This is a genomic window from Gemmatimonas aurantiaca, assembly GCF_037190085.1.
In the GTDB taxonomy this organism is placed as follows: Bacteria; Gemmatimonadota; Gemmatimonadetes; order Gemmatimonadales; family Gemmatimonadaceae; genus Gemmatimonas; species Gemmatimonas aurantiaca_A.
In genome coordinates this window covers 181047-192288 of record NZ_JBBCJO010000009.1, presented here as the reverse complement: position 1 = coordinate 192288, position 11242 = coordinate 181047, and the positions used below count along the sequence as shown (strand labels likewise).

Below are 11242 nucleotides of genomic sequence, written 5' to 3'. Positions count from 1 at the left end.
ATGGGCTCGAACATGCAGCGTCAGGCCGTGCCGCTGCTCAACCCGCGCACGCCGCTGGTGGGCACGGGGCTCGAAGCCACGGTGGCCGTCGACTCCGGCGCGGTGATCATCGCGCGCCGCGCCGGCGTGGTCACCAGCGTGACGGCCGATGAGATCATCATCGATGCCGGCGTGAACCAGGCGGCCATCGACACCGACCGTCCGCTCGCGCGTCTCGGTCAGCTCGATCGGTATCGCCTCAAGAAGTACTGGCGCACCAACCAGGACACGGCCATCAACCAGCGTCCGCTGGTGCGGATGGGACAGAAGGTCTCGAAGGGTGAAGTGCTTGCCGACGGTGCCGCCACGGAAATGGGGCAGCTCGCGCTCGGCGCCAACGTCACCGTGGCCTTCATGCCGTGGTACGGCCACAACTTCGAAGACGCCATCGTGCTCTCCGAGCGCCTGGTGAAGTTCGACGTGTTCTCGTCGATCCACATCCAGGAACTCGAACTGCATGTGCGTGACACGAAGCGCGGGCAGGAAGAAATCACGCGCGAAATTCCGAACGTCGCCGAGGAATCGCTGGTCGATCTCGACGAGCGCGGCATCGTGCGTATCGGCGCGGCCGTGAAGCCGGGCGACATTCTCGTCGGCAAGATCACGCCGAAGGGCGAGACGGAACTCTCGCCCGAAGAGAAGCTGCTGACGGCCATCTTCGGTGAGAAGGCGAAGGACGTGAAGGACTCGTCCCTCAAGGTCTCCCCGGGCATGGAAGGTGTGGTCATCGACGTGAAGATCTTCTCGCGCGTCGAAGATCAGGTCGTCGAGAAGGATCGCGGTGAACGCATCGGTGAAGTGCGTCGACTCGAGGGCGAGGAGAAGATCCGCGTCAACGAAGTGCGCGACGCCGAACTCGCCGAACTGCTGGAAGGCGAAACGGTGGCGCTGGCGCTCAAGGCCGGCACGGTCGAAGAGGCCATCGCGGCGGGCACACAGCTCACGCGCGAGATTCTCGAAGGTCTGCGGTTCGCCACGCTCGATCTCAAGACGTTCCGCGTCGAGAACAAGAAGGCGAACGATCGGGTACGCGAGATTCTCGATGCCGCGGCCGAGGAGAAGGCCCGCATCGAAGAGCGCGCGGAAGATCGCATCGACCGCATTCTGCAGCCCGACGAATTGCCGCCGGGCGTGATCCAGCTGGTGAAGGTGTATCTGGCCGAGAAGCGCAAGATCTCGGTCGGCGACAAGATGGCCGGCCGTCACGGCAACAAGGGTATCGTGGCGCGCATCGTCCCCGAGGAAGACATGCCGTTCCTGCCGAACGGCCGTCCGGTGGACATCGTGCTCAACCCGCTCGGCGTGCCGTCGCGCATGAACGTGGGGCAGATCCTCGAGACCCACCTCGGGTGGGCCGCGAAGCTGCTCAACTTCTACGCCAAGACGCCGGTGTTCGAAGGCGCGAACGAACGTGAAATCGGCCTGCTCATGAAGCTCGCCGGTCTGCGTTGGGCGCGTGAGACGCTGGTGCTGGGTGATGCCTCGGCCGATGCCACGCCGGCGGAAGTGAAGGTGCTGCTGGCCGACATCAAGCCCGATCGTCGTCTGCCGGACAAGGTGGAGCTGCTGGGTGATGCCAATCTGAACGATCTGGGTGGCAAGGCGATGTCGGCGGACACGAAGGCGCTGTTCGGCCGCGTGCGCGATTTCGTGGCGCATGGCGCGCGTGTGCTGGCCGAGCGCGAGCTCGACGCGGTGCGGGCGGCGCTGGCCATCCATCAGCAGGACGCGGGTGAACTGCCGGGCAACGCCGCCGAGGGTCTGGAGGCGTTGCAGGCCCAGGCCGCGCTGTCGCTGGCCGATACGCTGCTGCGTATCGATCAGCCCGCGCTCGCCGCGGTGGTGGCTGGCGGCAAGGACGCCGACGTGGATGCGGCGGCGACCGAACTCATTCGTCTCGCGGGGCTCACGCCCACCGGCAAGGTGCGTCTGCGCGACGGCCGTACCGGCGAGACGTTCAACGCGCCGGTCACGGTCGGCGAGATCTACATGCTCAAGCTGTCGCACCTCGTCGACGACAAGATCCACGCCCGTTCCATCGGACCGTACTCGCTGGTCACGCAGCAGCCGCTCGCCGGCAAGGCGCAGTTCGGCGGTCAGCGCTTCGGGGAAATGGAAGTGTGGGCGCTGGAAGCGTACGGCGCGGCGCACACGCTGCAGGAAATCCTCACGGTCAAGTCGGACGACGTGAACGGTCGCAGCCGTGTGTACGAAGCAATCGTGAAGGGTCAGAATCTGCCGGAGCCCGGCATTCCGGAGTCGTTCAACGTGCTTGTGAAGGAACTGCAGGCGCTCGGTATCAAGGTCACGCTGGGTGCCACTGACGGCACCGGTGTGGAGCTCGTGGACGCCGGCGGCGGTGTCGCCGGTAACGGCGGGGAGGAGTAAGCATGATCGATTTCCGCAGCTCGCGCGAAGCCCGCGCGTCGGCGTTCGACTACATGTCGGTCCGGATCGCCTCACCCGAGGAGATCCGCGGACCGAAGGACCCCAATGAGCGCGGCCGGCTGGAGATGGCCGGTCTGCGCACGTGGTGGTCATGGGGCGAAGTCACCAAGCCCGAAACCATCAACTACCGCTCCTTCAAGCCCGAGAAGGACGGTCTGTTCTGCGAGCGCATCTTCGGTCCGGTCAAGGACTGGGAATGCCATTGCGGCAAGTACAAGCGCATCCGCTATCGTGGCGTGATCTGCGACCGTTGCGGCGTGGAAGTCACGCTCAGCAAGGTGCGTCGCGAGCGCATGGGGCACATCGAACTGGCGGTGCCGGTCGCGCACATCTGGTTCTTCAAGACCCTGCCGTCGCCGATGGGCAACCTGCTCGATGTCACGCTCCGTGATCTCGAGAAGGTCATCTACTACAGCAACTACATCGTCATCGAGCCGGGCAATCAGGAGGTGCGTGAGCGCCAGTTGCTCGACGAGGACGAATACCTGACGCTGCGCCAGAAGGCGAAGGCGGAGGGCGACACGGCGTTCCAGTGCGATATCGGCGCGCCGGCCGTGCGTGAGCTGCTCAAGCGCCTCGACGTCGACCGGACGGCCGAGGAACTGCGGGCGTCGGTCGTGGGCGAGACGTCGCAGCATCGCAAGAAGCAGATGCTGAAGCGCCTCAAGATCGTCGACGCGTTCCGCACGTCCGGTGAGGGCGGCGAAATCCGCAACCGGCCGGAGTGGATGATCCTGGATGTGATTCCGGTGATTCCGCCCGACCTGCGTCCGCTCGTGCCGCTCGACGGCGGCCGTTTCGCGACGTCCGATCTGAACGATCTGTATCGCCGCGTCATCAATCGCAACAACCGTCTGCAGAAGCTCATCTCGCACCGCGCGCCGGAAGTCATCCTGCGCAACGAGAAGCGCATGCTGCAGGAAGCGGTCGACGCGCTGTTCGACAACGGCCGCCGCTCCAAGGCCATCCGTGGCCGCGGCAAGCGTCCGCTCAAGTCGCTGTCCGACATGCTCAAGGGCAAGCAGGGCCGGTTCCGTCAGAACCTGCTCGGCAAGCGCGTGGACTATTCGGGCCGTTCGGTCATCGTCGTGGGTCCGGAGCTCAAGCTGCACCAGTGCGGCCTGCCCAAGGCCATGGCGCTCGAGCTCTTCAAGCCGTTCATCATCCACAAGCTGGTGGAGAGCGGCGAAGCCGAGACCGTGAAGCGCGCCAAGAAGATCGTCGAGCGCGAGAACGCGATGGTCTACGAAGTGCTCGAAGGCATCATCAAGGATCATCCGGTGCTGCTCAACCGCGCGCCGACGCTCCACCGTCTGGGTATCCAGGCGTTCGAGCCGGTGCTGGTCGAAGGCAAGGCCATTCGTATCCATCCGCTCGTGTGCGCGGCGTTCAACGCCGACTTCGACGGTGACCAGATGGCCGTGCATGTGCCGCTGTCGTTCGAAGCGCAGATCGAAGCGCGCGTGCTGATGCTGTCGTCGAACAACATCCTGAAGCCGTCGGACGGTCGTCCGGTGGCCGAGCCGTCGCAGGATATCGTGCTCGGCTGCTACGTCGCGACCAAGGGCCCGACGGATTTCGACCGGAACGCGAAGGACGAAGCCTGGGTGCGCAAGCTGCCCACCTTCACGGACACGGCCGAGGTGGAGATCGCGATGGCCAACGGGCGCGCGACCTACCAGACGCCGATCCGCTGGCTCGACCGGCGCGAGGAGACGCCCACGTGGATCACGACCACGACGGGCCGCGTGCTCTTCGACGTGATCGTGCCGAAGGGGCTCCCGTTCCTGAACAAGGACATGAAGAAGAAGGCGCTCGGCGAACTCGTGTTCGAGAGCTACCGCAATGCGGGGCTCGCGGAGACGGTGGCGCTGCTCGATCGCCTGAAGGAATTCGGGTTCCGCAACGCGACGCGTGGCGGTGTGTCGATCGGCATCGAGGATCTGCACATCCCGAAGGAGAAGCAGACGCTGTTGCAGGAAGCGTCGGAGCGCGTGGAACGCTTCCAGCGTGCCTACGCGACCGGCAACATCACGAACGGCGAACGCTACAACAAGGTCATCGACACCTGGACGCACGCCAACACCGACGTCGCCGACGCCATGGTGAAGACGATGCGCGAGTCGCAGGGCGGCTTCAATCCGGTGTTCATGATGTACGACTCCGGTTCCCGTGGTAGCCGCGACCAGATCCGTCAGCTGGCGGGTATGCGCGGCCTCATGGCGAAGCCGCAGAAGAAGCTCACCGGCGGTATCGGCGAAATCATCGAAAATCCGATCAAGTCGAACTTCCGCGAAGGTCTCTCGGTGCTCGAGTACTTCTCGTCGACGCACGGCGCCCGCAAGGGTCTGGCCGATACGGCGCTCAAGACGGCCGACGCCGGATACCTGACCCGTCGTCTCGTCGACGTGGCGCAGGACATGACGATCGCCGAAGAGGATTGCGGCACGATCCTTGGTCTCGATACGTCGGCGCTCAAGGAAGGCGAAGACGTGATCGAGCCGCTGTCGGAACGTCTCGTCGGCAACGTGGCCGCCGAGGATGTGTTCGATCCGATGGAGCGCGATGAAGCGGGTCGTCCGAAGCTGCTGGTGGAAGCCGGTACGCTCATCTCGGAAGAGACGGCGCAGAGCATCGAGGAAGCGGGCATCGAAACGGTGAAGATCCGTTCCGTGCTCACCTGCGAAGCGAAGCGCGGACTCTGCCGCATGTGCTACGGCCGCAACCTGGCCACCATGCAGATGGTGGATCTGGGCGAAGCGGTGGGCATCATCGCCGCGCAGTCCATCGGCGAACCGGGCACGCAGCTCACGCTGCGCACATTCCACGTCGGTGGTACGGCGTCACGTATCGCCGAACAGACGGCGCGCAAGACGAAGAAGGCCGGTGTGATCGAGTTCGGCGACCGCCTCATCACGGTCGTCAATCAGGAAGGTCAGAAGGTCGTGACGTCGTACGAGGGCGAGCTATCTATCAAGACCTCGGCCGACAAGAACGCGTCCATCGAAGCCCGTCTGCAGGTGCCGCTTGGTGCCTACCTCATGGTCGAGGACGGCCAGACGGTCAAGAAGGACGACACGGTGTTCACGTGGGACCCGTACTCGAATCCGATCATCGCGGACGTCGAAGGCACGGTGCGTTTCGTGGACCTCGTGGAAGACGAGTCGCTGTCGGAAGAACTCGACGAACTGACGGGTCTGCGTCAGCGTGTCGTGATCGAAGACCGCGAGAAGAAGCTCCATCCGCACATCGAGATCTGGCAGAACAAGGGTGGCAAGGAGAAGCGCGTGCGCGACTTCATCCTCCCGGTGGGCGCCGTGATCACGATCGACGATGGCGAGAACATCGCGGCCGGCACCATCCTCGCGAAGGTCAGCCGCGAAGCGTACAAGACGCGCGACATCACCGGTGGTCTGCCCCGTGTGGCCGAACTCTTCGAAGCCCGTCGTCCGAAGGATCCGGCGACGATCTCCGAGATCGACGGATTCGTGCGCTTCGGCGAGATCAAGCGCGGCAAGCGCGAGGTCTTCGTCCGTCCCGCGTCCATCGAGAACGGCCAGTGGATCTCCGACGACACGGCGGAGGAACAGACGTACGAAGTGCCGTCGGGCAAGCACCTGCGTGTGCACGAGGGTGACCGCGTGCGCGCCGGTGACCGCATCTCCGAGGGTCCGGTCAATCCGCACGACATTCTGCGGATCAAGGGCCCGCGCGCCGTCCAGGAATACCTCCTGAACGAAGTGCAGGAGGTGTACCGCCTGCAGGGCGTGAAGATCAACGACAAGCACATCGGCGTGATCGTCAAGCAGATGCTGCAGAAGGTCCGCATCGTCGATTCCGGCGATACGGAGCTGCTCGAAGGCGAGCACACGGATCGTGCGCAGTTCCGTGAAGTCAACGACGATGCCAAGAAGCGGAAGATCCGGCCGGCCACGGCCGAACCGCTGCTCCTCGGCATCACGAAGGCCTCGCTCACCACGCAGTCGTTCGTGTCGGCGGCTTCCTTCCAGGAAACCACGCGCGTCCTCACCGACGCGGCCATCCGTGGCTCGCGCGACGACCTGCTGGGGCTCAAGGAGAACATCATCATCGGTCATCTCATCCCGGCCGGTACGGGCATGTACCGCTACCAGGAAGTGGATGTCGATTCCGAGACGCTCCCCGAGCCGGAGCCGCTGCCGGAGCCACTCGAGCCCAGCTTCGAGTCGCTGCTGCCGAGCTTCGAGCCGACGGCATTCACGATGCCCGACGAATAAGGAATGCGGAACGGCGGTGGACTGGGTCCACCGCCGTTTTGCATTGTCGGAGAATCAGAGGTCAGATATCAGTAGGTCAGAACTGAGACGTCGATCGAATGATGAGAAATCAGACTGTGCTAGAGATGAGAGGTCTGAGCACTGGCGTCGACGACGTGTCGTGAGCGCCACGGGCGTCATGGGCGCGGGGACACCGCAACGGCGCGTCGGAATGATCCGAGGTGCATAGAAGTGGTGACGCATCGCTGGAGGTGTCAGGCGATGTTCCGGAATGCCGCACAATCCTGCTCGCCTTCAAGTCGTCGATCGCGCTTTTCGCCTCGGCGTCGCGGTGCACCGCATCGCCGATCGATACACCCGTGAGATCTCGCGTGCCTCACCTGGTATGCGCTCGCAGATGTTGCGGGCGGCCGATTCGATCACGCTGAATGTCGCGGAGGCAACAGGGCACGACACCGCCAGCCGCGTTGTTGCTCAATTGATGATCGCGGTCGGATCCTGCAATGAGCTCGAGATCCAGCTCAAACTCGGAGACGCGCTGGGCTTACTCGGCACCTCTGGTCCGGTGCTCATCAAAGAGGTGCAAGAGGTCCGCATGATGCTCTTCGGATTTCGTCGACGCCTGCTCGGCAATCCCGCACGAAGCCAGTAGTGCACACGACCTCCCGCCGCGCGCCCATGACGCCCGTGGCGCTCACGACACGCCGTCGACGCCAGTGCTCAGACTTCTCATCTCTAGCACAGTCTGATCTCTCATCATTCGATCGCCGTCTCAGTTCTGACCTACTGACATCAGACCTCAGACATCAGCAGTCTGAAACCCAAGCCCCGATCACCGCCCCCCGCCTCGCCGCGGGCCTACGGTCGCCGCCGTGTCCAGCCACGCCACCACCTGTCGTTGCGCGGCCTCGAAGCTGCGATGGAGATCGTTCGTGGGCGTCACGCTTTCGAAGGCCCGCGAGTATCGCCCCGTGCGCACGTCGGTGAGCAGTGTGACCAGCACCGTCGAATCGCCGCGCGTGGTGATCACGCCACTCACCACGTAGTCGGCGCGCAGGGACCAGCCCATCGTCATGCGATCGCTCGCGATCCGGGTGGCGCGCTCGGTGATGTCGCGGTTGACCACGTCGAAACGGTCGTCCGCGATGGCATCGCGCAATTGTCGCGACGCCTCACGGGCCACGACGGTCAGATCGCGACGGCCCGTCGTGTTGTTGAAGTCCGCGACCACGATGCGCAGGCGGGCATCCGTGGGCGGCGCCATCATGGGCGTGAATCCGGGACCGCCGCGCGGTGGATCGATCGGCACCATGCGCGGGACGCGGGAAAGGGCCGAATCCATGTGCAGCAACGCACGACTCATCGAGTCGGCGAAGATGCGTCCCACCTCGGCGAGCAGCATGTCGCGATCGATCGAGGTCGTGCTGCCGTCTCCCGTGCGTACGATGATGCGCGCGGTCGTGCCCGATGACGATGGCCCATTCGCCGGGCCGTGACTGCCGGTGCCGCCGGTGCCTCTGATCTCGCTGGCGGCCGAAGGTTGCGCCGCTGGTGCTGCGGAGACCGCCGGCGCGACGGCATTCGAAACGAGCGAATCGTTCCGTCTGCGGGCCGCCTCGGTGGTCTGTCGTTTGCGCACGGCCTCCGCGATGGCGAGCGATTCCGCCCGCGTGATCACGAGGGGCACCGTCGTGGTGGGCGTTCCGTCGGTGATTTCGCGAAAGACGGGAATCGTTTCGGGTAACGTTCCGCGGAGCGCCAGGGAATCCGCGTTCGTCCGAGCGCGCGCGATCTCCATGGATCGGGCGCCACCGGTGGGGCCCGCATCGCGGGCCCGCAGCGCCTCGGCGTCACCGGCACCGCCGGTGCCGTCCGATTGCAGCAGGGCCAGCGCCGCGGTGGCCAGCGCGAACATGCCCACGGCGACACCGACCCATGTCTTCCGCCGGGAGCGTCGTATGGGCAGCGTTGCTCCACTCGACGTGGGCGGCAGCGCCTCGAGTTCGGCGAGCAACGCCCTGGCCGAGGCCGGCCGCTTGCTGGCGTCCTTTTCGAGGCAGTGCATGACGAGGTTGGAGAGCGCCTCGGGGATGTCACTGAACGAACGATGCGGCGGCTCCGGCATCTGTGTCAGCTGCGCGGCCAGCGTGGCCTGGGGCGAAGAGCCGCTGAAAGGGCCGGCACCGGTGAGCAGTTCGTAGGCCAGCAGCCCCACGCCATACAGGTCGACCCGGTGATCGGCGGCCGGATCGGCCGCGAGCTGCTCGGGGGCCATGTAGGCCGGGGTCCCGATCGCCATGCCGGTGGTGGTGCCGCCAGGGACCGGACTGGCCGCGCTCAGCGCCTTGGCCACCCCGAAGTCGGTGACGAGGGCGTGCATCCCCGAGGTGAGGATGTTGTCGGGCTTGATGTCCCGGTGTACGATGCCGCGGGCATGGGCGTAGGCCAGCGCATCGACCACATCGTGCAGGATGCGCACCACGTCGCGCGCCGGCAGGCGCTTCTGGCGTTGCAGGGCACCGCGCAGGGACTCGCCCTCGATGTAGGGCATCGAGAACCACAGCAGGCCGTGGTCGTCTCCGGCGGACAGCAGCGGGACGATGTGCGGATGCTGCAACTGGGCGGCGAGCTGGATCTCGCGGCGGAACCGGTCGACGTTCACGCCGGCCGCGAGTTCGGGGGGCAGCACTTTGACGACCACCGTGCGCTGCAGAGCGCGCTCGGTGGCCACGAACACACGGGACATGCCGGCGCCACCGAGTTCCCGCTGAATCAGGAAGTCGGCGTCGAGGGCGCGTTGCAGGCGGGACTGAAAATCACTCACGGGACATCCCGGTGGGTCTCGGACTGGATCGGGTGATGCAATGTACAGGAAGAACGGGAACCGTCGACGGTCCCGGGAGGCGGATGATGGCGTGCGCTGTGACTTCCCGCCCGCCCGGTTCCTGTTGCCCGCCCTGATGCTCGTGACGACACGTTCCCTCTTCCCGTTAAGACACGGGTTGAGACTCGGGACCAGGCGAGACACCACCCAGCGACACCAGATGAGACACCACCGGAGGCCGGAGGGTGGCGTCGCTCCTGTGACACCACAGGGTCTTTCGCACGATGCCCGGCCCGGGTTTCGGCCATGGTTCGGAGTACCTTCCGGCCGGGGCAGCCGGGGCAGCCGGGGCAGCCGGGGCAGCCGGGGCAGCCGGGGCAGCCGGGGCAGCCGGGGCAGCCGGGGCAGCCGGGGCAGCCGGGGCAGCCGAGGCAGCCGGGGCAGCCGGGGCAGCCGGGGCAGCCGGGCGCCGGGCAGACAGGCGGATGGGGCACGGGGCGGGGCCTGTGGAGGTCTGGCCGGTTGACCGTACCCACCGAGTGGACTAAGCTTAGGATTCTGTTCCGTGCCGCCTCGCATTCGGACCTGTGCTGTTGCGTGCCCTTGGTGTTTCACGCTTTCCGGCGTGTTTGTGGGCGAGGCGATCCACGTAGAAGTCGGAGTACGAACGTCCCGTCGGCCCTGCCGTCGGGCTACCAGAACCTGATGCCTACGATCAATCAGTTGGTCCGCCGCGCCCGCAAGGACGTGGTGGAGAAGTCGAAGGCGCCCGCGCTCAAGAGCAATCCGTTCAAGCGTGGCGTCTGCACCCGCGTCTATACCACGACGCCCAAGAAGCCCAACTCGGCGCTGCGCAAAGTCGCACGTGTTCGTCTCACGAACCAGCTCGAGGTCACGGCGTACATCCCCGGTGAAGGCCACAACCTGCAGGAACACTCGATCGTGCTCGTGCGCGGCGGTCGTGTGAAGGACCTGCCGGGTGTGCGTTACCACATCGTCCGCGGTACGCTCGACGCCTCGGGCGTGAACGGCCGCAATCAGAGCCGTTCGAAGTACGGCACCAAGCGTCCGAAGCCGGGTCAGGCTGCGGCTGGAGGTAAGAAGAAGTGAGCCGCCGCAAGAGCGCCGTGAAGCGCACCGTCCTCCCCGACGCGCGCTACGATAGCCAGACCGTTTCGAAGTTCATCAACTCCCTGATGATCCAGGGCAAGAAGTCCACCGCCGAAGGCATCTTCTACGGCGCGATGGACATCGTCGAAGCGAAGACCAGCCAGCCCGGTGTGGGCGTCTTCAAGCAGGCGCTGAACAACCTCAAGCCGGTCGTCGAGGTGAAGAGCCGCCGCGTCGGTGGTGCGACGTACCAGGTGCCCGTGGAAGTCCGTCAGGACCGCCGCACGGCGCTGGCCATGCGCTGGTTGATCAGCTACTCGCGTGACCGCAACGAGAAGAGCATGAAGGAGAAGCTCGCGGCCGAAGTGCTGGCCGCCTCCCGCGGCGAAGGCAATGCGATCAAGAAGAAGGAAGACACACATCGCATGGCCGAAGCCAACAAGGCGTTCGCGCACTATCGCTGGTGAGTCCACGAAGCCATCCGGCTTCGCAACGAAGGCCCCGGGAAAACTCCCGGGGCCTTCGTATTTTCCAGAATGGCGTGCCGGCCGCGTGACGCCTTCAC

5 protein-coding genes and 1 pseudogene are annotated in these 11242 nt (G+C 65.3%); 5 read left to right on the top strand and 1 reads right to left on the bottom strand.

Going from position 1 to position 11242, the window contains the following annotated elements; genetic code table 11:
- From WG208_RS12265 to WG208_RS12255, 3 genes and pseudogenes are all read left to right on the top strand, one after another.
- A pseudogene (locus WG208_RS12265) lies at window positions 1–2427 on the top strand (DNA-directed RNA polymerase subunit beta); the annotation flags it as partial.
- A 2-nt stretch (window positions 2428–2429) separates the two neighbouring features.
- Window positions 2430–6743, top strand: a complete 4314-nt coding sequence (rpoC, locus tag WG208_RS12260) for a DNA-directed RNA polymerase subunit beta' (protein ID WP_337171645.1) — start codon at window positions 2430–2432, stop codon at window positions 6741–6743.
- A gap of 271 nt (window positions 6744–7014) precedes the next feature.
- Window positions 7015–7395 carry a four helix bundle protein gene (locus tag WG208_RS12255; RefSeq protein WP_337171644.1) on the top strand — a complete coding sequence of 127 codons (381 nt, stop codon included), beginning with the start codon at window positions 7015–7017 and terminating at the stop codon, window positions 7393–7395.
- A gap of 180 nt (window positions 7396–7575) precedes the next feature.
- Here WG208_RS12255 and WG208_RS12250 read toward each other — a convergent pair whose 3' ends face one another.
- A complete protein-coding gene (locus WG208_RS12250) occupies window positions 7576–9567 on the bottom strand; it encodes a serine/threonine-protein kinase (protein WP_337171643.1) in 1992 nt (663 codons plus the stop codon).
- Between the two features lie 705 nt (window positions 9568–10272).
- On the opposite strand from WG208_RS12250, the gene rpsL reads away from it, so the two are divergent.
- Window positions 10273–10677, top strand: a complete 405-nt coding sequence (gene rpsL / locus WG208_RS12245) for a 30S ribosomal protein S12 (protein ID WP_291164093.1) — start codon at window positions 10273–10275, stop codon at window positions 10675–10677.
- Window positions 10674–11144 carry a 30S ribosomal protein S7 gene (rpsG, locus tag WG208_RS12240; RefSeq protein ID WP_337171642.1) on the top strand — a complete coding sequence of 157 codons (471 nt, stop codon included), beginning with the start codon at window positions 10674–10676 and terminating at the stop codon, window positions 11142–11144. The genes rpsL and rpsG overlap by 4 nt, the downstream gene beginning before the upstream one ends.
- Window positions 11145–11242 lie beyond the last annotated feature (98 nt).